At 71.7% G+C, this 25,913-nt stretch carries 30 protein-coding genes; 16 read left to right on the forward strand and 14 right to left on the reverse strand.

What is annotated here, in order from left to right:
• Positions 1 to 49: 49 nt before the first annotated feature.
• The 3 genes from Actob_RS43900 to Actob_RS19840 all read right to left on the reverse strand — a co-directional run bounded on the left by Actob_RS43900 (position 50) and on the right by Actob_RS19840 (position 2,100).
• Positions 50 to 295, reverse strand: a complete 246-nt coding sequence (locus Actob_RS43900; protein WP_328518437.1) for a hypothetical protein — start codon at positions 293 to 295, stop codon at positions 50 to 52.
• Between the two features lie 42 nt (positions 296 to 337).
• Complete coding sequence (locus Actob_RS19835) at positions 338 to 721, reverse strand: peptidoglycan-binding domain-containing protein (RefSeq protein ID WP_284921780.1); 384 nt, start codon at positions 719 to 721, stop codon at positions 338 to 340.
• A gap of 473 nt (positions 722 to 1,194) precedes the next feature.
• A complete protein-coding gene (locus Actob_RS19840) occupies positions 1,195 to 2,100 on the reverse strand; it encodes a LysR family transcriptional regulator (protein WP_284921781.1) in 906 nt (301 codons plus the stop codon).
• A 71-nt stretch (positions 2,101 to 2,171) separates the two neighbouring features.
• Between Actob_RS19840 and Actob_RS19845 the strand changes: the two genes are divergently transcribed.
• The 4 genes from Actob_RS19845 to Actob_RS19860 all read left to right on the forward strand — a co-directional run bounded on the left by Actob_RS19845 (position 2,172) and on the right by Actob_RS19860 (position 5,790).
• Positions 2,172 to 3,125: a cyclase family protein gene (locus Actob_RS19845; RefSeq protein WP_284921782.1), complete on the forward strand. Its 954-nt coding sequence runs from the start codon at positions 2,172 to 2,174 to the stop codon at positions 3,123 to 3,125.
• Between the two features lie 4 nt (positions 3,126 to 3,129).
• Positions 3,130 to 3,396 (forward strand): CBU_0592 family membrane protein, encoded by a 267-nt coding sequence (locus Actob_RS19850; RefSeq protein ID WP_284921783.1) that lies wholly within the window; start codon positions 3,130 to 3,132, stop codon positions 3,394 to 3,396.
• A 218-nt stretch (positions 3,397 to 3,614) separates the two neighbouring features.
• On the forward strand, positions 3,615 to 4,988 hold the full coding sequence (locus tag Actob_RS19855; protein ID WP_284921784.1) for an outer membrane protein assembly factor BamB family protein: 1,374 nt from the start codon (positions 3,615 to 3,617) through the stop codon (positions 4,986 to 4,988).
• A gap of 10 nt (positions 4,989 to 4,998) precedes the next feature.
• Positions 4,999 to 5,790, forward strand: coding sequence for a hypothetical protein (locus Actob_RS19860; protein WP_284921786.1), 792 nt, complete (start codon positions 4,999 to 5,001; stop codon positions 5,788 to 5,790).
• 12 nt (positions 5,791 to 5,802) lie between these two features.
• Here the strand turns inward: Actob_RS19860 and Actob_RS19865 are convergent, their stop codons facing one another.
• The 4 genes from Actob_RS19865 to Actob_RS19880 form a co-directional block, all read right to left on the reverse strand.
• A complete protein-coding gene (locus tag Actob_RS19865) occupies positions 5,803 to 6,378 on the reverse strand; it encodes a TIGR03086 family metal-binding protein (RefSeq protein WP_284921787.1) in 576 nt (191 codons plus the stop codon).
• A 157-nt stretch (positions 6,379 to 6,535) separates the two neighbouring features.
• Complete coding sequence (locus Actob_RS19870; protein ID WP_284921788.1) at positions 6,536 to 7,447, reverse strand: NADP-dependent oxidoreductase; 912 nt, start codon at positions 7,445 to 7,447, stop codon at positions 6,536 to 6,538.
• A 26-nt stretch (positions 7,448 to 7,473) separates the two neighbouring features.
• The gene (locus Actob_RS19875) at positions 7,474 to 8,001 is read right to left on the reverse strand and encodes a GNAT family N-acetyltransferase (protein WP_284921789.1); all 528 of its coding nucleotides are present in this window, start codon (positions 7,999 to 8,001) and stop codon (positions 7,474 to 7,476) included.
• Positions 8,002 to 8,061: 60 nt separating this feature from the next.
• Complete coding sequence (locus Actob_RS19880; protein ID WP_284921790.1) at positions 8,062 to 8,628, reverse strand: MarR family winged helix-turn-helix transcriptional regulator; 567 nt, start codon at positions 8,626 to 8,628, stop codon at positions 8,062 to 8,064.
• 91 nt (positions 8,629 to 8,719) lie between these two features.
• On the opposite strand from Actob_RS19880, the gene Actob_RS19885 reads away from it, so the two are divergent.
• Positions 8,720 to 9,310: a hypothetical protein gene (locus Actob_RS19885; protein ID WP_284921791.1), complete on the forward strand. Its 591-nt coding sequence runs from the start codon at positions 8,720 to 8,722 to the stop codon at positions 9,308 to 9,310.
• A 69-nt stretch (positions 9,311 to 9,379) separates the two neighbouring features.
• Here the strand turns inward: Actob_RS19885 and Actob_RS19890 are convergent, their stop codons facing one another.
• The 5 genes from Actob_RS19890 to Actob_RS19910 form a co-directional block, all read right to left on the reverse strand.
• Positions 9,380 to 9,580 (reverse strand): ferredoxin, encoded by a 201-nt coding sequence (locus tag Actob_RS19890; protein ID WP_284921792.1) that lies wholly within the window; start codon positions 9,578 to 9,580, stop codon positions 9,380 to 9,382.
• Complete coding sequence (locus Actob_RS19895; RefSeq protein WP_456319254.1) at positions 9,577 to 10,791, reverse strand: cytochrome P450; 1,215 nt, start codon at positions 10,789 to 10,791, stop codon at positions 9,577 to 9,579. The genes Actob_RS19890 and Actob_RS19895 overlap by 4 nt, the downstream gene beginning before the upstream one ends.
• Before the next feature lie 84 nt (positions 10,792 to 10,875).
• On the reverse strand, positions 10,876 to 11,514 hold the full coding sequence (locus tag Actob_RS19900; RefSeq protein ID WP_284921797.1) for a TetR/AcrR family transcriptional regulator: 639 nt from the start codon (positions 11,512 to 11,514) through the stop codon (positions 10,876 to 10,878).
• Between the two features lie 294 nt (positions 11,515 to 11,808).
• Positions 11,809 to 12,321, reverse strand: coding sequence for a hypothetical protein (locus tag Actob_RS19905; RefSeq protein WP_284921798.1), 513 nt, complete (start codon positions 12,319 to 12,321; stop codon positions 11,809 to 11,811).
• A 56-nt stretch (positions 12,322 to 12,377) separates the two neighbouring features.
• Positions 12,378 to 12,827 carry an SgcJ/EcaC family oxidoreductase gene (locus Actob_RS19910; RefSeq protein WP_284921799.1) on the reverse strand — a complete coding sequence of 150 codons (450 nt, stop codon included), beginning with the start codon at positions 12,825 to 12,827 and terminating at the stop codon, positions 12,378 to 12,380.
• A gap of 69 nt (positions 12,828 to 12,896) precedes the next feature.
• Between Actob_RS19910 and Actob_RS19915 the strand changes: the two genes are divergently transcribed.
• Together Actob_RS19915 and Actob_RS44080 are read left to right on the forward strand one after the other, a co-directional pair.
• Complete coding sequence (locus Actob_RS19915; RefSeq protein ID WP_284921801.1) at positions 12,897 to 13,355, forward strand: MarR family winged helix-turn-helix transcriptional regulator; 459 nt, start codon at positions 12,897 to 12,899, stop codon at positions 13,353 to 13,355.
• Positions 13,356 to 13,695: 340 nt separating this feature from the next.
• A complete protein-coding gene (locus Actob_RS44080) occupies positions 13,696 to 14,079 on the forward strand; it encodes a DUF1990 family protein (protein WP_407653677.1) in 384 nt (127 codons plus the stop codon).
• Here Actob_RS44080 and Actob_RS19920 read toward each other — a convergent pair.
• On the reverse strand, positions 13,997 to 14,662 hold the full coding sequence (locus Actob_RS19920; RefSeq protein WP_284921803.1) for a DUF4304 domain-containing protein: 666 nt from the start codon (positions 14,660 to 14,662) through the stop codon (positions 13,997 to 13,999). The two genes, Actob_RS44080 and Actob_RS19920, sit on opposite strands and share 83 nt — an antisense overlap.
• A 245-nt stretch (positions 14,663 to 14,907) precedes the next feature.
• Between Actob_RS19920 and Actob_RS19925 the strand changes: the two genes are divergently transcribed.
• The 8 genes from Actob_RS19925 (at position 14,908) to Actob_RS19960 (ending at position 24,033) form a co-directional block, all read left to right on the forward strand.
• Positions 14,908 to 15,801 carry a HEAT repeat domain-containing protein gene (locus Actob_RS19925; RefSeq protein ID WP_284921804.1) on the forward strand — a complete coding sequence of 298 codons (894 nt, stop codon included), beginning with the start codon at positions 14,908 to 14,910 and terminating at the stop codon, positions 15,799 to 15,801.
• A gap of 157 nt (positions 15,802 to 15,958) precedes the next feature.
• On the forward strand, positions 15,959 to 16,546 hold the full coding sequence (locus Actob_RS19930) for a hypothetical protein (RefSeq protein ID WP_284921805.1): 588 nt from the start codon (positions 15,959 to 15,961) through the stop codon (positions 16,544 to 16,546).
• Between the two features lie 258 nt (positions 16,547 to 16,804).
• Positions 16,805 to 18,229, forward strand: coding sequence for a GGDEF domain-containing protein (locus tag Actob_RS19935; protein WP_284921807.1), 1,425 nt, complete (start codon positions 16,805 to 16,807; stop codon positions 18,227 to 18,229).
• A gap of 34 nt (positions 18,230 to 18,263) precedes the next feature.
• Positions 18,264 to 19,400, forward strand: coding sequence for a DUF805 domain-containing protein (locus Actob_RS19940; protein WP_284921808.1), 1,137 nt, complete (start codon positions 18,264 to 18,266; stop codon positions 19,398 to 19,400).
• A 9-nt stretch (positions 19,401 to 19,409) separates the two neighbouring features.
• Positions 19,410 to 20,006 (forward strand): Crp/Fnr family transcriptional regulator, encoded by a 597-nt coding sequence (locus tag Actob_RS19945; protein ID WP_284921809.1) that lies wholly within the window; start codon positions 19,410 to 19,412, stop codon positions 20,004 to 20,006.
• A 45-nt stretch (positions 20,007 to 20,051) separates the two neighbouring features.
• Positions 20,052 to 20,906, forward strand: a complete 855-nt coding sequence (locus Actob_RS19950) for an NADP-dependent oxidoreductase (protein ID WP_284921810.1) — start codon at positions 20,052 to 20,054, stop codon at positions 20,904 to 20,906.
• 92 nt (positions 20,907 to 20,998) lie between these two features.
• Positions 20,999 to 23,305: a putative bifunctional diguanylate cyclase/phosphodiesterase gene (locus tag Actob_RS19955; protein WP_284921811.1), complete on the forward strand. Its 2,307-nt coding sequence runs from the start codon at positions 20,999 to 21,001 to the stop codon at positions 23,303 to 23,305.
• A gap of 92 nt (positions 23,306 to 23,397) precedes the next feature.
• Entirely contained in the window at positions 23,398 to 24,033 is a 636-nt protein-coding gene (locus Actob_RS19960) for a dihydrofolate reductase family protein (protein ID WP_284921812.1), read from the forward strand.
• 12 nt (positions 24,034 to 24,045) lie between these two features.
• Here the strand turns inward: Actob_RS19960 and Actob_RS19965 are convergent, their stop codons facing one another.
• Positions 24,046 to 24,969, reverse strand: coding sequence for a quinone oxidoreductase family protein (locus Actob_RS19965; protein WP_284921813.1), 924 nt, complete (start codon positions 24,967 to 24,969; stop codon positions 24,046 to 24,048).
• A gap of 92 nt (positions 24,970 to 25,061) precedes the next feature.
• Between Actob_RS19965 and Actob_RS19970 the strand changes: the two genes are divergently transcribed.
• Positions 25,062 to 25,754 (forward strand): TetR/AcrR family transcriptional regulator, encoded by a 693-nt coding sequence (locus tag Actob_RS19970; protein ID WP_284921814.1) that lies wholly within the window; start codon positions 25,062 to 25,064, stop codon positions 25,752 to 25,754.
• The last annotated feature ends 159 nt before the right edge of the window (positions 25,755 to 25,913 follow it).

Here is a 25,913-nt window from a genome sequence, read left to right on the forward strand (position 1 = left end):
CGGAATGTCGACATCAGGGGCGGGAAGACCGATTTCCGGTACGGCGGGGTCAGCGCGCCGAGCGGAACGCCTCCCGCAGTGCGGCCGCGAACAGCTCCGGTTCCTCCCAGGCGGCGAAGTGGCCGCCGCGGACCGGCTGGTGGTGGTAGTTCAGCGTCGGGTAGCTCGCGGCGACCCAGCTGCGCGGCGCCTGGAACAGGTTCAGGTGGAGGCCGGCCAGGCCGGTGGGTGCCAGGCGGTGGAAGGCGTCCGCGGCCCGGCCGCCGGAGCGGGTCGGGACGGCGAAGCCCCTCACCGCCGCATGCGGTGAGGGGCTTCGTGTTGTTGGTGTGCGGTGTCAGCTCACGCGTCCGCAGGGGGAGTCGCCGGCGAAGGGGTGGTTGATGGCGCGCCGGGTTTTGGGTCCGTAGATGCCGTCGGCCTTGGTGTTGGCCTTGGCCTGGGCGCTGCGCAGCGCTTGTTCGGTGCCTGCGCCGAAGAAGCCGTCCTTGGCGATGTCCGCCTTGTAGCAGTCCACCAGTGTTCGCTGAAGCTGCTTGACGCCGTCGCCGCGGTCACCGCGGCGCAGGCCGCAGTCGATGTTGTGGTTGGCGGCCGAGGGCAGCAAGGCTCCCGCGTTCTCGGTGAAGGTGGTGCAGGTCGGCCGGGCGGCCGAGGCCGGAGCGGCCGAGGCCGGAGCGGCCGCGAGGGTAACGGCTGCCGGAACGGCGAACGCGAGCATGGCCAGCACCGCGGCGCCACGGCGCTGACGAACAGAGAAAGTGAACATGTGATTCCCCCGTATGAAAGTGGTGCCCAGTCGAAGCAGCAGTACGTCTTGCGTGGACAGTCTGCTCAACCCGCCGGGGCGGGAACGGGACGCTCGGGACAGGCGGCACGAACCCGGGAGGAAGATCAGCGACCCAAAATTCTCCTGTTCCACTTCCATGGTTGTGGAACGGCATGGCCGCCCGATCGCCCTGTGCAAGATTTCCAGGCCGGAGACTTGCACCAAGATCACCTCTGCTCCGCCCGATCTCACCGTTGACGACCAGGGTGGCCTTCCCGACCTCGATCCAGGTGGCGCCAGTACGCGCCGCCGCCGTGGTCTTCCCTCCAGACAGGAGTCCCCGCGAGCGTCGCAGCAGCGGGTGTCGCACCGCTCGTGGCCCGTGGATCAGGCGGGTTCCGTACGGCCGCGGGAGGGTCCGGTGTCTAGCCCGGCTCGGCGGCGGTGCGCAGGGCGTCGAGGACCGCGCCGAGCAGCGGGGCGAGCCGCCGGGTGCGCTGGGCGTAGGCGCTGATCGTGCGGGCGCCGAGGCCGGGCAGGCGGACCACCTGGGTGGCCGGTTCGGGCGTGCGGGGCAGGGCGAGGTCGGGGACCAGCGCCACGGCGAGGCCGGCGTCGACCAGGGCGAGCGCGGCGGGGAACTCCAGGCAGGTGTGCGCGCCGCGCAGCGGCAGTCCGGTGGCGGCGCGCAACCGGTCGAGGACGCCGCGGACGGCGGAGCCGGCCGGGCCGTCGACCCACGGCCGGTCCGCCAGGTCGCCGACGTCGCCGGGAACCGGCCAGGCCAGCGGCACGGCGAGCCGGTAGGGGTCGTCGAGCAGCCGGTGTGCCAGCAGGCCGGGCGGTGGCGGTCGCAGCGCGTTGGCCTCGTCCTCGACGAGCACGATGTCGAGGTCGCCGGCGTGCAGGGCGGCGACGGCGGTGGTCTCGTGGAGTTCGTGCACCGCCACGCGCAGGCCGGGGGTGGTCTCGTGGAGCGCGAGAACGGCCGGGACGACCAGCCGGCGGATGGCGGTGGGGAAGGCGCCGACGCGTACCTCACCCGCCAGGCGATGACTCATCGCCAGGGCGTCGGCGGCGGCGTCGGCCAGCACCTCGGCGAGCCGGTCGGCGTGCGCGGCCAGCTGCCGGCCGGCGGCGGTGAGCGTGGCCGGGCGTTGCCCGCCGCGCCGGGACCGGTCCAGCAGGACCAGGCCGCTCTCCCGTTCCAGCGCGGCGAGGTGCTGCGACACCCCGGACGGCGCCAGGTGCAGCCGCGCGGCGGCGGCGGTGACCCCACCGGCCTCGGCGACGGCACGCAGGACGAGCATGCGGTACGGCGACAGGTGCATGCAGCCAGACTGTACGCCGGGTTCATCGGTACTCACTTCTCCTGCACGCCGTGCTGGGCGACGATGTCTTCATGATCGATTCGCAGTACCGCGCGGTGTTCGACGCGACAGTGACCTTCAGCAACGGCGGCGGCCTGAAAGCCGACGGCTTCCGGGTCGACCTGCCCGGCCCGGAGGTGACCGAGCGGCAGGTCGGCGAACTCTTCCTGGCCTCGCTGGGCCTGCTGCTGACCGACACCGTCGAGATCGCGAACCTGCGGGTGGTCGCCGAGGCGCACCGCGGCACCCGTGGCGGTCCCAGCGCCACCGGCCCCGCCCCCGAGGCCTCCGCCTGGCGGTACGTCGATCTCAGCCACGTCGTCCAGGCCGGCATGACCACCTATCCGGGACTGCCCGGACCGGAGATCACCCCGCATCTGAGCCGGGCCCGGTCACGCGAGACGTACGCGCCCGGCACGGAGTTCACCATCGACCGGATCAGCATGGTCGGCAACACCGGCACCTACGTCGACAGCCCGTTCCACCGCTATCCGGACGGCACCGACCTGGCCGGCCTGCCGCTGGAGAGCCTCGCCGGCCTGCCGGCCGTGGTGGTGCGCACCGCCGGCACCGGGGTGCGGGGTGTCGGCGTCGGCGCGCTGGCCGCCCACGACGTCGCCGGCCGTGCCGTGCTGCTGCACACCGGTGGCGACGCCGGCTTCGGGACGGCCGACTACGCGCGCCGGGCGCCGTACCTCACCGAGGACGGCGCGCGCTGGCTGGTCGAGCACGGCGCCCGCCTGGTCGGCATCGACGCGGTCAACATCGACGACATCGAGCCCGACCCGTCGTCGGGTGCCGTGCCGGGTGCCCGGCCCGCGCACACGCTGCTGCTGGCCGCCGGCATCCCGATCGTCGAGCACCTCACCGGCCTCGGCCAGGTCCCGCCGCACGGTGCCCGGTTCACCGCGGTCCCGCCGCGCGTCGCCGGTTTCGGCACCTTCCCGGTGCGTGCCTACGCCGCCGTCCCCGACCACGGGGAGTGATCCGATGTATCTCGCCGACCTGCTCGGCTGGGCCGGTGCCGGCGCCCTGCTGCTCGGGCACGCCCTGGTGACCCGCGACCCGGGGCAGGCGGCCGGGTGGCTCTTCCCGCTGCTCAACCTGGCCGGCTCGGCCGGGCTCGCGGCCAGCGGCGTGGTCCACGCCGCCTGGCCCTCGGCGGTGCTGAACCTGCTCTGGCTGGTCCTCGGCATCACCGCGTTGCGCCGGCTGCGCCCGGGTGGCGACCGGCACTGCCGCGCTGACGAGGCGTAGCCCGGCGGGAGCGGTGACCGGGACGGGCGAGTCCGCGGTGGGCGGGTGCTCCGGCGCGGTGCTACTGGACCGTGCTCTGGGCGTACCGAAAGTGGCGGCGCGGTGGGCCAGCGGTTTCTGACCGTTCGGACGGCCCCGATGGAGACCGGCCGTTTGGCGATCTTCCCGGGCCACGCGATATTCCTCTAACCCGCGACGGACGAGCGGGCGGAGGAGCCATGAACGGGCGGGGATGGGCCGCGCTGGCCGCTGCCGGCGCGCTCCTGGCGAGCGGCTTCGGGTACGGGCTGGCCGATCGTGCGGTGACACCGGCGGCGAGCCGCCCGGTCTTCGTCGACCCGTGCGCCCCCACCGGCGCGGGCACCGGGCGGATCGCACGCGAGCTGCCCGCGCCGGTGCGGCTGCCCGGCCGGTTCGGCCCGATCCTGAGCGCCACCCTGACCGACGACGTCGTCCTGCTCGACGTCGGCGAGTCGCCCCGGGCCGCGCCGCGCCCGCAGTGGCTGGTCGGGCTCGACCCGGACACCCTGGCGACGCGGTGGCGATGGCGGTTCCCGGCCGATCCGGGCCCGGCCACCCAGGGGATCGACGACGACTCGTGGGTGAAGGTGGTCGGCGAGGTGGTGCTCGCGGTGAGCGACGTCTACGGCCGCCGGCCCGTCCTGCACGCGGTGGACCTGCGGACCGGCCGTACCCGGTGGACCCGGCGGTTTCCCGCCGGTGCCCTGCCGGTCGCGGTGGCCGCCGACCGTTGCCTGGTGGTCGTCGACGCCGCGGCGGGCAACGGGACGCTGGGCCTGTGGGGGATGGACCCGGCGACCGGCCGGGTGCTGTGGCAGGACGGTCCCGCCGAGGAGCTGATCTGCACGGTCCCGGCGCGGCCGTGGCTGTTCGGCCTCAGCCGCGGCCACCTGGTCCGGTACCGCCTCGCGGACGGCACGGTCACCGCGGTACCGGCACCGCTGAGCGGCTGCGGCCCGGTCTGGCTCGCGGACGACCGGCTGGTCGACCGGTTCACCGGCCGGTGGTACACCGTCGACTGGTCCCGGCCGGCGGTCACCGCCGCCGGGCCCGGCCCGGTGCGGATCCAGCCTCAGGCGTACCCGGAGTTCCTCCCGATCGGCGAGGTGCTGGTGGTCGACGACCACGGGAAGGTGAGCGTCCACGATCGTGGTGCCGGGACGCCGCTCTGGCAGGACGACGGGACCGGCCGGGGCTACTTCGTCGCGGCGGCCGGGCAGCCCGCGGACCGCCTCTTCTTCCGCGGGCACTCGCCCTTCACCGCGAAGCAGCGGACCGTGTCGCTCACCGCGGTGCTGGCGCGCAGCGGGCGGACACTGTGGCGGTCGCCGTCGTGGCCGGGCACCGACGAGTACCCGATCGTCGATCCGCGGACCGGCGCGGTACTGGTACGCGTCACGACGACCCGGCAAGTCACCCCGGACCAGGTGGCGACCACCGGATCACATCTGTACGGCCTGGACGACGCGGGCCGCCCGGTGTGGGATCTCGGCGGCGACGGATTCAGCGTCGCCGGCCGGTGGCTGCTGGTCGAGCGCGGCGGCGTGGTCCGCGGCTTCCGGATCAGCTGAGGAGGTCCTCGTGCCCGAGCCCCGTCACCGCCGTCCGACGCGGTTCTGGGTCGCCGCCGGTCTGATCGTCGCCGCCGTCGGCGCTCTCGGCACCGTGGCCAGCGCCGTCGCCGACGGGTTCGCCGAGGTCCGCGAGCAGACCCAGCCGTCGCCGGCCACGGTCAGCGCCGCGCCGGGTGACGCGCTGCGGGTCTCGGTGCAGGGCGCCGGAGCCGGGGACGCGTCGTGCCTGCGTGCCCAGTACGTCGCCCGCGGCGGCCTGGCCGATCTGCGGGGCGATCCGCAGCCGCCGGACGCGCTGTTCGGCCCCGACGAGTCGGACGCGTGGTTCGCCGCGCACGGCGCGTCCCCGACCGCCGACACCGTGGTGTTCGTGGTGGAGAGCCTGCGCCGGGGCCGGGCGGTGCTGCGCGATCTGCGGGCCGTCGTGGACAGCTGGGAGCCGGCGCCGGCTGCCGTGCGGGTCGTGCCGAACGGCAGCGGGTGCGGCGCGCACCTGGACATCCAGGACTTCGGGCTCGCCCTGCGCGACGTCCACCGGCCGATCCTCGCCGTGCCGCACCGCGGGACCAGGGGTTTCCCGTACACCGTCGCCGAGGACGACCCGATCCAGTTCGAGGTCTTCGTGGCACCGCCCGCCGGCATCGCCACCTGGCACCTGGAGTTGCGGTGGACGTTCGGCGGGGAGGCGCACACGACGCGGCTGCCGGCCGGCGCCGGCACGTTCCGCAGTGGTGCCGGTCCCGCCTACTGCGCGGAGACCGTCGTCGAGGCGGTCCGGTCGCCGCGGCGTTGCCGGTGACTCCCGGGCCGGTCAGGCCGGCGTCCAGTACGGGTCACGGCCGATGAAGGCGATCATCCTGGTCTGCACGTCGGCGTCGTCCGGGACGGGCACCCGCGGGCCGTACTGACCGGAGGCGCGCAGCATCGCGTCGGCCGGCTCCAGGCCGGACAGCATGGTGGCGCACTCGCCGGTGTCCAGCCGGTCGTCCTGGGCGGTGGCGCGGGCCAGGTCCCAGGTGTGCATGAAGACGTCCGAGGTGTAGAAGCGGTCGATCGCCTGGTCCAGCGGCAGGGCGCCGATGTGCGGGTTGTCCAGCCGGCGGTGCGGCGTCGCCGGGTCGTCGAGCAGCTCCTGCACCGCCGCGGTGTGGTGCCGCCAGGCCGCGACCGGGTCGTCGTCGACGCGGGGCCCGGCCGGCAGCGTGACGCCGGCGCCGGAGTCGAGGAAGCCGGGCAGCCACTCGACGAGATGCCGCACGACGTCGCGGGCGGTCCACTCGGCGACCGGGGACGGGCCGTCCCAGTGCTTGGCGCCCTCCACCCGGGAGGTGAACCCGGCGGCGATCTGGCGGTGCCGCTCGGCGGGCGGTAGATCGGAGTACGACATCGAGGCATCCTTTCAACCGATTAGTTGAAAATCAGCTTAGCCGGTCGGCCGGGCGGGTCAAGGAGCGTTTCGCGCGGGCGGCCTGGCCGTCGCGGCTGACCCCCGCCCCGCGAGCCGGTGACCCGGCGCCGGGCGGCGGTGGCGGCGGTGGTGGTGGTCAGGGAAGCAGCACGAGTTTCCCGCGCAGGCCGCCGCGCTCGGCACGGCGATGCGCCTCGGCTGCCTCCGCGAGCGGCAGGGTGGCGGCGACCCGGGTGCGCAGGCGGCCGTCGGCGACGGCCTCGACCAGGTCGTGCAGGGCGAGGCGGTCCGGGCGTACCAGAACTGTCTCCTGACGCACCTGCCGGTCCGGATCGATCGGCGGTGCCGGACGCGTGCTCACCAGCGTGCCGCCCGCGGCGGCCAGATCAAGGACAGGACCGCTTATCGGTACGGCGTCGAGCACGGCGGGCACCGGATCGATGGCGAGTCCCGCCGAGCGGGGCAGGACGGTGTGCACGCCGAGGCCGGCGACCCAGTCGTCGTCCCCGTGCGTGGCGCCGGCCAGCACGGTGTGCCCGGCCCGCACCGTGAGCTGGGCCGCGAAACCGCCGACGCCGCCGCTCGCGCCGGTGATCAGCAGGATGGTCGGTGCGTCGAGCGCCAGCATCGCCAGGGCCCGGTGCGCGGTCAGCGCGTTGAGCGGCACGGTGGCGGCGAGCACCGGGTCGAGGCCGGCGGGCACCGGGACCAGCCAGTCGGCGTCGGCGGCGACCAGTTCGGCGTAGCCGCCGGGGGTGCCGCGGGTCAGGTACCAGGGGATCATCCCGGCGACGGTGTCGCCGGGGGAGAGGCCGGAGACGCGATCGCCGACGGTGATCACCTGGCCGGCGATGTCCCAGCCGGGGACGAACGGCGGGGGCACCGGGCCGCCCGGGATCCGGCCGGTGCGGGCGGCCAGGTCGGCGGGGTGCACGGCGGCGGCGTGCACGCGGACCAGCACCTGGCCGATTCCCGGCACGGGGTCGGGCCGCTCGACGAGTCGGAGCACTTCCGGGCCGCCCAGGGCGGTGACTTCCACGGCACGCATCGCAGCCTCCCTGTCAGCAGCACATATTACTGACAATCGATGCGCGGTGGGCCGGGCGTCCCGCCGTCGGGGCTGAGGGGAAGTGTCAGGTACACGCTGTTCGGGTCCGGCGAGTAGTCGGCGAACGGTGGGCACGTCACGAACCCGTGCCGGGCGTACAGGCGTCGGGCCGGCGCGAAGAACTCCTGCGATCCGGTTTCCAGGCTGACGGTGCGGTAGCCACGCCGGCGGCACTCGTCGAGCAGGAACGCGAGCAGGTGCGCGGCCACGCCCCGGCCACGGGCCTGCGGCCGGGTCCGCATCGCCTTGATCTCACCGGCGGACGGGCTGAGCTGCTTCAGGGCGCCGCAGCCCAGCAGCTCGGCCGCCGCCCAGACCGTCCAGAACGACACGCCGGGTGCGCGCAGCCCCGCATGGTCGAGCGCGTGCACGCTCTCGGCGGGGGACGTCGCGTGCATGTCGCTGAGATGGTCGGCGATCAGTTGCTGGACCTCGGGGCGGCTGAGGTCGTCGGGTTCGATCCGCAGTGGTCCGGGCTGCTCGTGCGTGATCACGCCGACAAGTATGGGGCAGCGGTGTCTCGCGACCGTTTCGGCGTGCGTTGGCCGCGCCGGTCATCGCGCCGCGTCGCGGTAGCGCAGCCATGCGGCGAACGCCCGCAGCTCGGCCTCCTGCTCGGCCGTCAACCAGGACGTGTCGGCCGGCAAGCTACGGGTGACGTGCTGCGCGCTGACCCGATAGGGCCGGGGCGGCAGCTTCAACGCCTCACGTGTGGCCGCATCCACTTGTTGGAGCGTGGCGCGGGCGTCATCGTCCGGCAGGTCGAGGTGCTCAGCGAGCCGCTGCTGCGCCATGGCCAGCGCCGGCAGCGCCGCGTCGTACACCGCGCGCCCCTGCTCCGTCAGTTCGACCAGCGTGCTGCGCCGGTCGGCGGCGTTGGGCGTGCGCGCCAGTTCGCCGCGCGCCTGACAGCGACGCAGCATGGCTGACAGCGTCGTGGGTGACATGCCGGTCCACTGCGACAGCTGGGTGGCTGTCACCGGGCCGAGATCGCTGACCAAGCCGTAGAGCGCGAACTCGTCGACGGACAACGGACTGTCGGCGAGTTCCTCGGCGACGAGCGCGGTGGCCACCGACGAGAGCAGCCAGATGTCGACGAGAACGTTCTTGGGGCCCGGCACGGAGGGCAGCATACCAACCGGTCATTGCATTATCGCAGTTACTAGTGCGAAAATGCACTATCTGATGTGCCTACCCCTCGGAGGTCTCACCGTGGTCACCGCAGCGCCCAGGCAACTGTCACATCCCCTGCAACGGCTTGCCGGTGTCGCCGGTCTGCTCGGTGCGAGCGTGCTCGTGGTCAACGCGGCCAAGCGTTCTCATCTCATTCCGACATCGGCGTTGACGCAGCTGCTCGCACCATTGGCCGAGGTCTTCGCCCTCGCTCTGATCACCGCCCTCTACCTCGTGTGCGAGGGGCGGATCGGCCGGATCGGCCGGATCGCCTTCGCGGTGAACTACGTCGCGCTGGCCGCGCTCGTCGGCGTCGAATTCGTCATCAACCTGGTGTTCTCGCGGCTGAGTACCGACCAGATAGCCGTCCTGCGCGCCGGTCCGCTCGGCGCGGCGCTGACTGTCGCGTCCCTCCTGTTCCTAGTGGGATCGGTGGGCTTCGCCATCACCCTGGCGTCGACCGCCATCCCGCCCCGAGGGGCCCTGGCGCTCTACGGCCTCGGGTCGGTGCCGGTGGCGCTGCGCGCCTTCGTGCCGGAATCGGTTCTCGACGCATCTCTGGTCGTGTTGGCGCTCGGGGTGGCTTGGCTGTCGATGTGGCTGGTCGGCACCCGGCACGCCGGGAACTGAAGCCTTCATCCCCTGCCGCGGCTGCTGGCGCGGCCGGGGATGGCGGCACCGGTCGCGGCCGCCCGGCGGTTACTCCGTCAGGGAGAGGGCCCGGCTCGGGCAGATGTCGACGGCGACCCGGGCCCGCTTCAGCGCCTCGTCGTCGGCCGGGGTGTCCTGGATGACGACGACCGTACCGTCCTCATCGCTTTGATCGAACGCGTCGGGGTCGGTCAGGACGCACTGGCCCGCTCCGACGCAGCGGTCCAGGTCCGCCACGATCTTGGTCATGCCGGGTCCTCCCATGTCACGGGTACCTCGTGGATGCCGTAGATGAAGGCGTCGTTCTTGTACGGCAGCCTGTCGGCAGGCGCGGCGAGCCGCAGTGTCGGAATGCGGCGGAAGAGGGTGTCGAAGACGATCTGCAGTTCCATGCGAGCCAGGTTCTGGCCGAGGCACTGGTGGATGCCGAATCCGAAGGCGACGTGGTTACGGGCGCCCCGGTCGAGTTTGATCTCGTCCGCCTCGTCGAAGGCCGACGGGTCGTGGTTGGCGGCGTTGCTCAGGGCCAGGACGGGGTCGCCGGCCCGGATGGTGACGCCGCCCATCTCCACGTCCTCGACGGCGACGCGGGAGTTGGCGAACTCGGCGATGGTGTAGACCCGCAGCAGCTCCTCGATCGCGGGCAGCGTACGCGCCGGGTCCTCGCGCAGCGCCACCAGTTCGTCCGGGCGCTCCAGCAGCGTCACCACGCCAAGCGAGATCATGTTGGCGGTGGTCTCGTGGCCGGCGATCAGCAGCAGGAAGGCCAGCGACAGGACGTCCTCGGGATCGTTGCCCTGGGCGAGCTGACGGCCCAGCAGGTCGTCGGCCGGGTCGGCGGCCTTCTCGGCGATCAGCTCCTTGAGGTAGTCACGCAGTTCCTTGACCGCCTGCTGCCGTTCGTCGGCGGTGACGTTGCGGCTCAGCAGGGCCGAGCTGTGGCTCTGGAAGAAGTCGTGGTCACGGTAGGGCACACCGAGTTGCTCGCAGATGACCAGGGACGGCACCGGCAGGGCGAGGGCCCGTACGAGGTCGGCGGGGCGCGGCCCGGCCAGCATGGCGTCGATGTGCTCGTCGACGATCTGCTGGACGCGCGGGCGCAGGCCGGCCATGCGCCGCACGGTGAACTCGCCGATCACGGCCTTGCGGGCGGGACCGTGCTCCGGCGGGTCCAGCTGGATCATCGATGGGCGCATGAGGCCGAAGGCGGGTTGCTCGCGGGTGAACCGGGGGAAGTTCGGATGCTGGCGGTCGGAGCTGAACCGCGGATCGGTGAGCATGGCGCGGATGTGTTCGAGTCGGCCCAGCGCCCAGGCGACCTGGCCACTGGGCAGGGTCACCTGGGAGATCCCGGATGCGGTGTCCCGGAGGCGGGTGTGCTCGTCCGGGGGCGCGTACGGGCAGCGGCGGGTGGTCTGCAAGACGGGAGCGGTCACCGAGGAACCTCCATCGGTCGCGATCGAATCTAAGCGGAATAAAACCGTCCGCTTCCCGCTGAGAATAGCTCTGAATCCGGACAATCGTCCAGAGTTGACAGTGAGCTCTCAGGAATCCAGGTGGAGGTCGGTGATACTGACCGGCTCGCCGGGAAGCACGCTCTGCCCGCCGGCGTGCAGGCCGTCGAGGATGAGCGTCAAGCAGCGGCGCATCAGCAGGTCGGACATCTCCGCGGACCGGCTCGGTGGCGGTTTGAGCAGCAGCGACACCACCGCGAACACGTCACCGACGCCGACGTCGGACCGCATCGAGCCCTCGGTCTGGGCCCGCTCGACCAGGTGCTCGACCAGGTCGAGCACCGCGGCGCGGGTGTGCCGGAAGTCGGGCGCCTCTTTGAGGGCCTGCCGCGTGTGCTCGTCCATCATGGTCACGTGCGTGCTGAACCGTAGGTCGACGGCCCGGCGGACGATCCGCGTGAGGGCGTCCCAGGCGGTCGGCTCCTCATCGATCGCGGCGCGGGCGTCGGCCAGGACGGCCGAGAGGCTCTCCAGGGCCACGGCGCGCAGCAGCGACCCCCGGTCGGGGAAGCGGCGATAGAGCGTGCCGACGCCGACCCCGGCCCGCCGGGCGATCTCGTCCATCGGCGCACCCGGGCCGATCTCGGCGAACACGACCCGCGCCACGGACACGATGTGGTCGCGGTTGCGCTGGGCGTCGGCCCGCAGCCGGGTTGTTTCCGCCTTCATCGCATCCTCCCGCGTTCCCGGCAGAGTAGCCGGACGCGGTCGTGCCGGCCACCGGCTGCCGGTCCGGATCCACCGGCGTCCGGCCAGATCCGTGCCCATCTCGCCACCAGGGACGACAGCGTGCCGGGTCGACAGCACCCGCATCCCGGTCGTGCGCACGAAGCCGAGGCGGTCACCGCTCGTGTCGCTGGGCCGTGCTGCGTGTACGCGGATCTGGCCGGGCCGCGGTCGTACCAGTAGATAAGTAGCCGCAAGGAGTGAATCCGATGGTGGCGGCGGATCGATTCCAGCGTTCTAGGTGTCGTATTCGCCGTTCCACGGCTCGTGGAACCCAAGTCTCTGCGGGTAGAGCTCGGCCCATGGCCCGCCATGGCCCTCGTCTGGGTAGTCGGTCGTCTCATCGATGAGGCCGAAGACGACGTTGTCGAAGCCGACCCGGAAGGTTCGAATGGCGATATTGCAGTTCGTGACCGCCTCAAGGCCGGCCAGCCAGTCCGACAGGACCTGCTCGGCCGACTCGACTGCTGCGGGATGGTCGCCCCTGACTCCGGTGAACCGGAGATTCGAGCCAGTGTGGTGCCCGCTTTCATCGAAGAGATGAAGCACCGCGTGGATCCGCTGCTGGTTCCGCCAGTCGTGACCTGGCCTGACGCCTTCCTGGTAGGCGCCGGTGATGTCAGCGAAGAACTGTCCGCCCGCATGTCGCCCGATGCGGTCGGTACGGTAGCCGGGCTCGTACTTGATCGGGATGACGTCTGGGAGCCGCACAGCGCGAATCGTAGCCAGCGCCGCCTGCCGTCCGCTCATGCCGATGTGAGTGCACCCGATAATGGCGAGAATGCCGTTGATTTGGCATGCGGAAGTCAATCGGTTGATCGGGTCATCAGTCGCCCCATGAGGGTTTTCGCCCACGGGCGGTAGCGCGTATTCTGGAATGCTGTCACCAGCCAGTCGTCTCCGTCGTTGCGCAGAACTGTCGTGTTCGTCGATAGGCGCTTTCTGGACGGACGCTTCCGACTCTTCTGCCAGCGCATGATGATGCCGGCGCGTTGCACCACGATCGCCGTCTCGGCATCAGCGAATCGGACGTCACGGTCGACGACCGCAAGCCGTGAGCCTCGCATGATCCCGTCGAACAGGGGTTGATGGCCCGCGGCGATCTCTGCCCGACCGGTCAGAACGGTGCCGTCGAACGCCACGTAGGTCGCCTCGACGTCGTGCAGGCGCGCGTAGCCGTCGGCATCACCCGCCGCCCAGCAAGCCTCGAGGTTGGTCAGAGTGTCCAAGACACGGGCATGGGCTGTAGTGGTCATCGCGCCCTCCTGGTTTACTTAGATCGAGCGTAGTAATTACTACGCCAAATCTAAGTAATGGTGGGTGGAGTGTCAACCGAAGGTCAGCACACTGGTCGCAACCTGGGCCGCGATCTCAGCGGAGCAGTCGTGTTGTTCCATCAGGCGGCAGCGGCGCGCGTAGGGCTGTCGGCAGGCGACCTCAAGACGCTCGAGTTGATCGCGGCCGAGGGCCCGTTCAGTGCCAGCGAGCTGGCCCGGCGTATCGGGCTTACCGCCGCTGGAGCCACGAGCGTCATCGCCCGGCTCGCCGCCGGTGGCTTCGTCGTACGAGAGATCGATCCGCGCGATCGGCGGCGAGCGATCGTACGTGCGGCCGATGGCGAACGCCCGGAGCTGGCCGAGGCGTTCGCGCGACTCGGCCAGGCACTCGGTGGCGTCATCGCCGAATACGACACGGCTGAACAGGCGGCAATATTGAGCTACCTATCCCGGATGATAGATGTTCTGCGCGAACAAACACTCCAGTTCGGTTCTGACGCTCGCTGATTTTCATTGCCCATGCGACATGTACTTCAGCAGGCCTGATAAAGCCATTGATTGTGGCGTCGACAATTGATTCTCCGGCTCATTTCGGCGCCTCTCAGCCGCGGCTGACCGACATCCTCATCTAATAGGTTTTGTCAGCCTGCGGGTCGAGGACAGGTGCAGGATGGCTCCGGTAGCGGCCGCCACTTGACAACGAAAAACATGGGATGTCTGCCGCGAAGCGGACGTACGCCGGCTGCCCATGGTGATCGGCTGGTGGAGGCTCGCCGGCAGACGCATCTCGGTGGGAGACGGTCCGTTTCAGTCGTGCAGGTCGGCCGATAGTGCCACGATGGCGTCGATGGCAGGCAAGTTGAGCTACGGCGCGGTGGGGCTGACGCGTCCGGGCGAAGAAGCCTGGTCCGGGCGGCCGAAGGGTTACCTCTGGCATGCTGCCACGACCGTCGTCGGTCATGGCCGGCTGTGTTGGGACGAGGCGGCTTCAGCGGTCATGGACTGGGAGGTGAAGACCCGCAGTGGGTTCGTGGTCGAGTCGCTGACGAATGGACTACGGGCGCGCGAGAACGCGGACTATCGCCTTACCGCTCGTTTCGGCCCGTTCATCGTTCATGAGCCGGTGCGGGCTCGGTCACTGGTCGCGGTCAGGGGCCGTTGCCGGAGCGGCTGCGGTGGACGCAGCGGGACACCGCGTCCCGTATCCGCTGACCGAGAGACGTGGCAGTGAGGTCGGCGGTGGGAACTCCTGGTGGGTGACGTTCGCCCTTGATCGCGGGGACGGCGTGGTCCCGGATCGCGGTGATCAGGTCGGCGGCCGCGTCGTCGCTCGGGAAGCCTGCCCACACCGACCACCAGTGGTCGCAGCCATGGTGGCTGATGAGACCGAGGCGGGCGGTCCAAGCGGACGGCGACGCCGCGCTGACGTTGACGGTGAACCGCACGCCCATCCAGGTATTGCCCTGCGACTGCTGGAACTCGATTGTCCCGAGGTGCTTCGGAGCCTGCAGGGTGAACCGGCGCCCCGAGCCGGTGAAACCGAGCCGCCGCAGTTCCGGTACCACCGTTGTCCGCATCATCCGCAAGTAACCGTCCCGGGCTGACGGACCGGTCTCCTGGACGAAGCCCGCCTGAACGACGCCGGTCGCCTTGTCCACCTGGGCGCAGAACTCCCCGAGGTGAGTGCCCGGCTTACCCGTTACCGCCCGCCACACCTGCCCGCCGTCGGCCAGCGCTTTGACCCGGAACTCGCCGTCCAGCCCGTCCAGCCAGCTCTGGACGGCCGCCGCAGCCGCCTCCTCGGTGTCAATCACGTCAGGCATTGTGCCGTCCCACACCAACCGAAGGAATTCACGACGCGCTGCGCTCGACTGTCGCAGACAACGCGCGGCCGAGGGACGGGCCCGGCGTGTCCAACAGCGTGCTGGTGGTTTCTCGGACACGCTGGACGGCGTGACCGCCATCCCGCATCGGCGCCATCGACGTGGCGAACACCAGCGAGGGCCGGGTCGCCGGCGGTCGACCGAGATGAAGCCCTGCCGGCCCGGTGACCGCGCCGATGTCTGACCTCCCCGCCCGGGAAGAGGTGCCGCTCGAGGTGTTGCTGCGGTTGGCGAGGCGCGAGGTCGAAGACGACTACGGTGACTCGCCGAGACCGGCACTCGCGGCCCTGCACCTGCGGGCGACCCGGGAGGTCTTCGACCGCGCCGCCGTACTCGTCCGCGACAACGACAGCACGCAGCGGGAACTGGGTGTGCAGATCCTGCGGGAGCTCGGCGGTGAGCGGCCCGACGGACGCCGGCCCTTCCACGACGAGACGGTCGCACTGATGCGAGCCCGCCTTCGTGACGAGACCGATCCCGCCGTGGTGCGCTGGATCGTCTCCGCGCTCGGCTATCACCGATGCCACGAGGCGTTGCCACAGGTGGTGGCGCTCGCCGGCCACCCCGACGAACGGGTGCGGTTCCACGTGGCGGCCGCCCTGCCAAGCCTGGTCGACCTCGACCGGGTGGAGCCGGAGGCGGCCGGCGCGCTGATCCGGCTCTGCCACGACGAGGACGACGAAACCCGCTTCTACGCCCTGTACGCCGTGACCCGGGAGATCGCGGGCCTGGAGGTTCAGGCGGTCACCGAACTGACGGCGCAGCTCGCGGACGATCCGGACGAGCAGATCCGCGCGATGGCCGCCGCGCACCACGAGGCGATCCACGAGGTCCGTGAGCTGCTCACCGAGGCCTTCGAGCCCGGCGACACCACTGGCTCGTACGACCATCTGATCGGACCTGTGCTGGTCACACTCGCCTGTGCCGGTGACGCCGACGATGCCCCGCTGCGGCTGGATGACGAAATCCACCGTCACCTCGCTACGGCAGCGGACCGGCTCGACACCTCGAGCCTCGCGGCCCGCCTCGTCACCTGGTGGGCCGACAAGGAACAGCGCAGATGGTCCTGAATCGGAGCGCTTCCCGTGACTATTGCCGCCGGACGTCACTACGGCCCGCCGCGGCGGGTGGCCGACCGTGGCGCAGGCCGGCCCATCGACGTCGGTACGTTCCACACCATGGACAGCATCGATGCGCCGTTAGCGTCTGCTCCATATGGTGGAGCGCATGCGGGATTATTTCCGGTGGATGGTGCTCGGTACCGTTGTGGCAATATCTGCGCTGACTGGCCACTGGATCTTGGGCGCCGGCGGCAAAGCGCGGTATGAGCCCAAGCCTCTCCCCACAAACGTCAGTGCGATCATGGCTTCGTATGGCTACAAGAAAAGCGGGGACAACTCGCAGAGTTATGCCGGCCGCATACTGGGCGCTGAGCATTACTTTTACTGTCCCACTGAACATGACTGCAACACGGCGGCCGGCAACGCCGCACATCCTCCCGTTGACATCTACGGTGCCGCAGCTGTGGAGGTGGAAATCTGGTGGCCGCCCGCGCTTCCCGCCAAGGACAGCCCGCTGGCGGGCAAACGCCTTACCATCTGCACGTATACGCCGGAGGTGATCTCTTCGGCACGTATAACCAACGATGAGTGGGCCAAGAACATCGCCTCGCTGTCCCAGGCGGCGCGAAGTCTGGTCACCGAGAAAATGGCGGCGAGCCCGCAACGGCTGCCCGTGGCTCCGGGAGACGAACAAGCCATCCCCGTGAACGGGTGGCAGTGCCCGGTGCCCGCGAGGCGTTCCCTGACCTGGTGACCTCGCTGTCGGGGTCGTTCCTGGGCTTCCTGTTCCTCCTCCTGGACGCTGCCTAGGCGTGCCGCCCGCGCACCGCCGGGCTGACGGGTCACCACGCCGACCCCCTGTTCGGTCAGGGGGACGACTCCATGCGGTTGACGGCGACGTCGCCGGGCCGAGACGGGCGGGTGCTCCGCGCGTACGCGAAACGGGTTTTTGGTGGTGTGGGTCACTCCTCGGGTGGCAAAGGTCGGGCGGTGCGCTGCCGACCCTCACACCATGGCAACACGCGGGGTCTGGTGGTTTCTCGGTGGCGCGCTGGTCGCTGTCGCCGCGTCGGTCGTCACCTACGACACGACGCTCGGCAACGTGCTGTACTTCGTCACCTACGCGGCCCTCTGCGCGGTGGCCTGGCGGGCCGTCGCCCGGACCCCGGCCGGCCCGCAGCGCCGGCTGTGGGCGCTGGTCGCGGTCGCCCAGACGCTGTGGCTGACCGGTGACGTCATCGAGATCGTCTACTACTACCTGTCGAGTGTGCCGCCGGTCGGCGTGGCCGACGCGTGCTGGCTCGCCGGGTACCCGCTGCTGGCGGTGGCGCTGACCCGGATGGCGGCCCGCCGCGCGCCGGGCCGGATGCGGGCCGCGGTCCTCGACGGCATGACCCTGGCCGTCGCCGCCGGCCTGGCGAGCTGGCAGTTCCTGATCCAGCCGATGCTCGGCGGCCCGTTCTCGCTGGCCCAGACCGTGGTGCCGGCGCTCTACCCGGTCGCCGACGTGGTGCTGCTGACCGCGGTGCTGTTCATCTCGCTGTCGCCCGGCGACCGTCGCGCGCCGACCCGGCTGCTGCTCGCGGCGGTGTCGCTGTACCTGTGCGTCGACGTGGCCTACAACGTGCTGCCGATGTTCCTCGACTACGACCTGGTGGCCCGGATCGGGCCGCTGATCATGCTGGGCAACGCGCTGATGATCGCGGCCTGCCTGCACCCGGACCGGGCCGAGCTGACCCGCCCCGGCCAGCAGGTGAACGTGCTGCACCCGTCCCGGGTGCTCTTCCTCGGCCTGGCGTTCCTGACCGCGCCGACGCTGAGCGTGATGCGCTCCGGGCTGGACAGCAACACCATGGTGGCGCTGGGCGCGACCGCGCTGAGCACCGCGTTCGTGCTCAGCCGGTTCACCATCGCGGTGCGCGAGCAGGAGAAGGCGCAGGCGCAGATGGCGTACCAGGCCCGGCACGACCCGCTCACCGGGCTGGCCAACCGGGCGGTGCTCACCGCCGCGCTGGACCGGGGCACGCCGGGGCCGGTCGCGGTGCTCTACCTCGACCTGGACGGCTTCAAGGGGGTCAACGACAGCCACGGGCACGAGGCCGGTGACCTGGTGCTGACCACGGTGGCGCGGCGGCTGTCGGCGGCGGTGCGCGGCACCGACCTGGTGGTGCGGCTCGGCGGCGACGAGTTCGTGCTGCTCTGCCCGGGGCTGCCGGAGACCGAGGCGGTCGGGCTGGCGGAGCGGATCGTCGGGGACGTCGCCCAGCCGATCATGTTCCGGGGCACGGCCCTGGACGTCGGGGCCAGCGTGGGCATCGCGGCCTACGGGGCGGACGCGCCGGCCAACGACGGGGACATGCTGCGCACCGCCGACCACGCGATGTACGAGGCGAAGCGGCAGGGACGGGGGCGGTGGGTGTTGGCCGCGTCCGCATAGATCTCTAGGCTGACGGGTTCGTCGAGGAGTCTGGATGAACTGGTACCTGTCAGCACTGCGCAACTATGCGAACTTCAACGGGCGGGCGGGACGCGCCGAGTACTGGTGGTTCCGCCTGGTCGATGCCCTGATCAGCGCGTTCCTGCTGGGTCTCGCCATCGTGGTGGACGACCGCGCGCCCAGCGCCGGGCCGATTCCCACCACGGTCTTCTTCGGGTACGCGATCGCCACGGTGTTACCCGGCTGGGCGGCGACGGTCCGGCGCCTGCACGACACCGACCGGTCCGGGGCGAACCTGTTCCTCGGACTGATCCCGCTGGTCGGGCCGCTCGTCCTGGTGGTGCTGCTCTGCCTCGCCGGCACCCGGGGCCCCAACCGGTACGGCCCGGACCCGACGATGCCGGCCGCCGCCTACCCGTATCCGCAGCCGTACCCCCAACCGCAGCCGTATCCGCAACCGCAGCCCTTCATCCGGTCCAAGCCGGCCTTCCTGCTGCGACTGATCGTCGTGCCGGTCCTGCTGATCGCCGCCTGCATGTTCGGCGGCCCCGCCCTGATGGACCTGGCCCGCCACGACAAGCCGGCCACCCCGGACCCCGGCGAGTCTGCCCGTCCCCGCGACGGCGCCGCCAAGGTCCACGGCGTGGCGACCAAGGGCACCCGCAAGAGCGCGACCCCGGTTCGCGGCGGCGACGACCTCGGCAAGGTCTGCGAGGGCGTGTACTACCCGTCCGCCCCGCGGTACACCGGCCTGGCCCCGCACCCGATCACCATCGTCACCCGCAACCGCCTGGTGCTCGACCACTGGACGACCACCGAGTACTTCCAGGCGCCGGACGCCGGCTGGTCGAGGGCCAAGGACGCCTGGCGCCCCACCGACCCGGCCAAGGTCCAGCTGGTGGCGTGCGCCGACCGGACCGCCACCGGCCCCAAGGTCGGCACCTGCCACGTCGACTCGAAACCGCCCGCCGACGTGACGATGCGACAGGCGGTCTTCACCGTCACGCTGTACGAGGTGGCCACCCGCAACCGCCTCGCGCAGGCCCGGGTGACCGGCGACGACGAGGACTGCGGTGTCATCGCGATCTTCGTCGACGAGCACGATCAGGCGTACACCGGGATCTCCGATCAGCGCATGTGGGAGACCCTGGAACGCTACGTCGAGGAGTAGGTTGCGGCAATGCGGGATTCCTACGCGGTGCTGGCGGCGGGGCTGCGGCGGTGGGCGCCGATCCCGGACGCCGAGCTGGTCAAGGCGCGGGCGGTGTTCCGGCCCCGGTGGGTCGCCGCCGGCACCGTGCTGCAACGAGCCGGCGAGCCGTCCCGGGACGTGTCGTTCGTGGTGCGCGGGCTGACCCGGATGTGCTATCCCGGCGTCGAGCGTACGAAAGGCTTCCGCGCCGAAGGCGACCTGGTCTGCTCCTACGCGGCGGTGTTGCGCGAGGTCCCGTCGGAGCTGCGCATCGAGGCCGTCGAGGCGTGCGAGTTGCTCACCGCCGGCCGGGCCGCGTTCGACCGGCTCTGCGCCGGCGACCCGGCCTGGCAGGCGATGCTGTCGGCGATGACCGCCCGGCTCTTCCTGGACGAGGAGCGCCGCCAGCGTGACCTGCTCACCATCGACGCGACCGGCCGCTACCGGGCGTTCCTCGCCGAGCAGCCGGAGCTCGCGGCCCGGCTCACCCAGCGGCAGATCGCGGCGTACGTCGGGGTGTCGCCGGAGGCGCTGAGCCGGATCCGGCACACGCTGCGGGTGACCGGCGTCTCGCTGCCGGCTTGATCTGGGTCAAGGCGGCCGGTCGCCGCGATTCCTAGCGTTACCGGCATGACGAATCACGAGATGATCGGGATGGGTGTCGAGCGCTTCGGCGAGCAGCCGCGGCCGCTGCGGGTGCCGGTCCCGGTGGCCGGGCCGGGCGAGGTGCTGATCCGGGTGGCCGCCGTCGCGGTCAATCCCGCCGACGCGGGCATGGTCGCCGGCACCTACCCGTGGGCCGAGCCGGCGCGGTTCCCGGTGATCCCCGGCTACGACGTGGCGGGTACCGACGTGGCGACCGGCCGGCCGGTCCTCGCGTTCACCGCGCACAAGGCGACGCAGGCCGGTGGCTACGCGCAGTACGTCGCGCTGCCCGCCGACCTGGTCGTGCCGCTGCCGCCCGGGGTGAACCCGGTCGACGCCGCGCCGCTGCCGCTGGCCGGACTGACCGCCCGCCAGCTGCTGGACGCGGTCGATGACGCCAAGACACTGCTGATCAACGGGCCGGGCGGCGCGATCGGCACCCTGCTGTCGCAGCTCGCCGCGGAGCGTGGGATCACCGTGGTGCCGGTCGGCCACGAGGGCCCGGTGGACGCGGCCGTCGACGTGGTGGGTGGCGCGGTCGCCCGGTCCGCGTTCGATCGGGTCCGCGACGGCGGCCGCTATGTGACGGTGGTGCCCGAGTTCTGGGTGCCGGGCGGACCGTTCGGCACCGAGCGGGGCATCACCCCGCGGGTGCTGGTCGTCGCCTACCGCCGGGAGCAGCTGGTGGACCTGGTCGAGCGGCTCGCCGCCGGCAGGCTGACCACCAAGGTCGGCGCGGTCCTGCCGCTGGCGGAGGCGGCCGAGGCGCTCCGGATCGTGGCACGCGCGCCGGGCGCCCCGCGGGTCTCCGGCAAGATCGTCCTGGTGCCGGACAACTAGTTCGGCGTCGTCGGCCACTCGGGCCCGCCAGAGGTGTCGACCGGGCGGGCCGAATGGCTCAGGGATGCGCGGCTTCGTCCGATTGTGCGAGTGTGGCATCGGTGAGGGTGGCGCCGGCGCGCGGACCGATCTGGCTCCGCGCCGGGTTCGTCCTGGGCGGATTGTTGCTGATCGCCCAGCTCGTGGCGATCATGCCGGTGGCGCGTGCCTGGATGGATCGCCACGCCACCGTCAACGACGCCCTGCAGGACGCGATCTACCTGCTGGCCGCCCTGCTGGTCGCGGCCCGGGGCGTCCGGGTGCGCCGCGACCGGGGCGCCTGGTTGCTGATGGCCGGTGGCCTGACCTGCTACGCCGCCGGCACCGTCTACTGGGTGGCGTTCGTGGCGGTGCTGGATCCCCAGCCGTACCCGTCGGCCGCCGACGCGATGTGGCTGGCCTACTACCCGTTCGCCTATGCCGCGCTGCTGCGGCTGCTGCGCGCCCGGCGTTCCCGGATCAGCGCGGCGACCTCGCTGGACGGGCTGATCGCCGCGGCGTGCGCGGCCGCGCTGGCGTCGGTGATGTTCCTGTCCGGCTTCACCTTCGGTGGCTCGGCGCTGCCGGCCGCGGTGAGCCTGGCCTATCCGATCGCCGACATCGTGCTGGCCGGCCTGCTCCTGGGCGTGTGGGCGATCAGCGGCTGGCGTACCGAACCGGTGTGGTTGCTGCTGCTGGCCGGGATGGGGCTGAACACCACGGCCAACGGCATCCACATGTTCGAGACGACGCACGGCTCGTACATCCCGGGTGGCTGGCCGGAGGTCCTGTGGTCGGTAGCCCTGGCCGTCATCGTCGCGGCCGCCTGGACGATGCCGAGGCCGGCGACCGCCCGCCCGCCCGGCCGGGCGGTGGTCGGCGTGGCGCTACCGGCGGTACTGGCCTGCGCGGCGATGGGCCTGCTGCTGTACGGCAGCTGGCGCGACCACGTGCTGCCCCGGGCCAGCAGCCTGCTCGCCGCCGCCGCGATCACCGCGACGATCGTCCGGATGCTGCTCACCGTTCGCGCGGTGGAGGGGCTCGCGGACGCCCGCCGGCAGGCCCGCACCGACGACCTGACCGGGCTGCCCAACCGCCGGCTGTTCCAGGAGACCCTGGACCGTGACCTGCGCCGCCGTGACCCGGCCGAGCCGATGGCCGTGGCGATCGTCGACCTGGACCGCTTCAAGGAGATCAACGACAGCTTCGGCCATCACCTGGGTGACCGGTTGCTGCAGCTGGTCGCCAACCGGCTGGCCGAGGCGTTCGGCAACGCCGGCCTGCTGACCCGCCTCGGCGGCGACGAGTTCGGCCTGCTGCTGCCCGGTGCCGGGGTGGACCGTGCGGTGGAGGTGGTGACCGGGCTGCTCACCGCGTTGCGGCACCCGTTCGACCTGGAACGCGTCACCCTGCACGTCGACGCGAGCATCGGCCTGGCCGTCTTCCCCGACCACGGCACCGACCGCAGCACCCTGCTGCGGCACGCCGACAACGCGATGTACACGGCCAAGAGCGACCACAGCGGTCTCGGCCTGGCCAGCGGCGGCGCCGACGACGAGGACAACGGCCGGCGGCGGCTCACCACGCTGGAAGAGCTGCGCACCGGCCTCGACCAGGGTGAACTCGTCCTGCACTACCAGCCGCAGCTGGACCTGGCCACCGGCCTGGTGTCCGGCGTCGAGGCCCTGGTGCGGTGGAACCATCCCACGCGCGGGCTGGTCTATCCCGACGGCTTCCTGTCCCTGGCCGAACACGCCGGCCTGATGGGGCGGATCACCACCCAGGTCCTCGACCTCGCCGTCGAGCAGTGCCGCGCCTGGCGGGCCGCCGGCCTGGACCTGACCGTCGCGGTGAACCTCTCCACCTCCAACCTGCACGACCCCGGCCTGCCCGAGCACGTCGCGGCGCTGCTGGCCCGGCACGGCGTACCGCCCTGCGCGCTGCACCTGGAGGTCACCGAGGAAGTCCTGATGCGCGACGCCGCCCGGGCCACCGAGACCCTCGCCCGGCTGCGCGCCCTGGGCATCCGGCTCGCCGTCGACGACTACGGCACCGGCTACTCCAGCCTGGCCTACCTGCACGCGCTGCCCGTCGACGACCTGAAACTCGACCGGGCGTTCGTCGCGCACTGCGACACCGATCCGCGCAGCGCCGCCATCGTGAAGAGCACCGTCGAGCTGGCGCACAACCTCAACATGCGTCTGATCGCCGAGGGCGTGGAGAACGAGGTGGTCCTCGACCGCCTCCGCGGGTGGGACTGCGACCTGGTCCAGGGCTACCACCTCAGCCGCCCGCAGGCCCCGGACCGGCTCACCCCCTGGCTCCTGCAGCGCCAGGCCGACGCCCTCGCCTCGGCCGGAGGCCAGCTCCGCAACAGATAGGCGACGGGTGCCCCGTGTTTCGGCGGCGAGCGATGAGTTTCCCGGCCCGGACCGGTCCTACTGGCGACGGTGACTAGTGGAGGAGGACCCCGATGGGCATGATCCATATCGACCTGTTCGCGACGCTGGACCTGATCGGCCAGGCGCCGGGCAGCCCCGAGGAAGACCCGGACGGCTTTCCGTACGGCGGATGGCAGGCACCACTGTTCGACGAGACGGTGGGCGAGCACGTCGGAGCCGGGATGGCGGGCCTGGACGCCCTGCTGCTGGGCCGGCGGACCTACGACATCTTCGCCGGCTTCTGGCCGCATCAGCAGGACGGCGTCGACGGCGGGATCGCGACCCTGTTCAACAGCATCCCGAAGTACGTCGCCTCGCGCGGCAACCCGAGCCTGGACTGGGCCGGCTCGACCCGGCTGGGCCCGGACCTGGCCGCCGGCGTCCGGGAGATCCGGGCCAAGCACGAGCACGTCCACGTGATCGGAAGCCTGGACCTGGTGCAGACCCTGCTGCGTGAGCGCCTCTTCGACCGGCTCAACCTGTGGATCTTCCCGATCACGCTCGGCGTGGGCAAGAAGGTGTTCGACGGCGGTACGGTGCCCACCAACCTGGAACTGCTCGAGCCGCCGGTCACCTCGGCCAAGGGCGCGGTGCTGCTGCGCTACGGCCTGGGCGCCGGGGTGCCGGCGGGCGGCGACATGCGTCGCGCGGATCGCGGCGTCAGCTGACCGCGGCTGCGCTCAGGTGGTGTGCAGGACGACGCGTCCCAGGTTGGCTCGCGTCGTGACCAGGTCGACCGCCGTCGTGATCTGGTCGAGCGGCAAACCGGTGTGCCGAGGGCGCAGCCGGCCGGCGGCGAGCAGTTCCCACAGCTCGGCGCGGTGCCGCTCGACCAGCTCCGGTCGCGTCCGGTGGAGCTGTCCGACGGTGAACCCGATCACCGCCCGGGAACCGCCGAGCAGGCTGCCGGCGTCGACGCTGCCACCGCCCGCGCTGAAGGCGACCAGCCGGCCGTACGGGGCGAGCGTGTCCACGCCACGCTGCACCAGCTCGCCGCCGACCCCGTCGAGCACCACGTCCACCGGGTCACCCCACGCCGGCTGGGCGTAGGTCACCACCTCGTCGGCACCGCACTCCCGGACGAAGCCGGCCTTCTCCGCCGAGCCGACCGCGCCGGCCACCCGGGACGCGCCGAGCGCCCTGGCCAGCTGCACAGCGACGTGACCGGTGCCGCTGGCCGCCGCGGTGACCAGCACGGACTGACCGGGCCGGAAGTCGCCGGCGCGCAGGGCGCCGAGCGCCAGCAGGCCGCCGCGGACCAGGACGAGCGCCGCTGCGGCGTCCACACCGGCCGGTACCTGGGCGACCAGCCGGGGATCGGCGACGACCAGGTCGGCGAAGGCGTCCTGGAACACCACGCCGCCGACCCGGTCGCCGACCTGGAACCCGGTCACGCCGGCGCCCAGCGCCGTCACCGTCCCGACGATCTCGCCGCCCGGCCGGACCGGCTCGCCACCCTCGGCGGCGGACGCCAGCATCCGGACCAGTCCGATGCCGACCCCGACGGCCTCGGTGCGAACCAGGATCTGCCCGGGACCGGGCATCGGCTCCGGTGCCCGCACGACCTCTGCCGGACGGCCGGCGGCGAAACGCACCACGCGCATCGCGAACCTCCTTCAACGGTGTTGAAGTTCAACAGTGTTGAAGTCTGCGGCATACTGGTGGAGATCGTCAAACCGTTCGTGAGGTGGCAGAGATGCGGCTCAACCGCGACCAGGTGCTCAGCGCGGCGCTCGACCTGCTCGACGAGGCAGGCCTCGACCAGCTGACGATGCGCCGGCTGAGCACCGCCCTGGGCGTGCAGAACGGCGCCACCTACTGGCATTTCCGCAGCAAGCAGGCCCTGCTGGAGGCGATGGCCGACACGCTGCTCACCGGCGTGGCCGACACGTTGCTCACCGGCGTGGCGGACGCGCGGCACACCGGCGAGGCCGACCTCGGCGAGCCGGAGCCCTGGGACGAGCGGATCGCCCGGCTGGCGCATCGCCTGCGCCGGGCGCTGCTGTCCCGCCGCGACGGCGCCCGGCTGTTCTCCGCCGCCTTCTTCCCACTGCCGAACGCCCTCGCCTACGGCGAAGCCATGATCGCGACCCTGTGCCAGGGCGGCCTGACCGCCCGGGACGCGTCCTGGGCCGCCGACACGCTCACCTACTACGTCGTCGGGCACACCATCGAGGAGCAGCTCGCCGCCGCCCTGCCCGACGGCGGGGCCGAGGGCGCCGCCCGGCTCGCCGAGGCCGTCGACCCGCAGCGGCATCCCCACCTGTTCGCCGCGCTCGCCCACATCCCGGCCCCGCACCACGAGGACCATTTCGCGTACGGCCTCCAGCTGGTCGTCGCCGGCATCCGCAGCACCGCCACCGCCGGCCGTGTCGCCGACCCCCGGTAGCGTTCCGTCGCCCGGTCCCGCGTCGTCCTCGGCTGCGATCCGGCAGGGCCCGTTCCGGATCGCTCGCCACGACGATCTCGAAGAGGTGCCGTGGCCTGAGCCGTTCACGGCCCTGCTCGAATCCGGTGCCGAGTTCTCGGCAGAGGCGCCGGGCGCTGG

It is taken from the genome of Actinoplanes oblitus, from assembly GCF_030252345.1.
In the GTDB taxonomy this organism is placed as follows: domain Bacteria; phylum Actinomycetota; class Actinomycetes; order Mycobacteriales; family Micromonosporaceae; genus Actinoplanes; species Actinoplanes oblitus.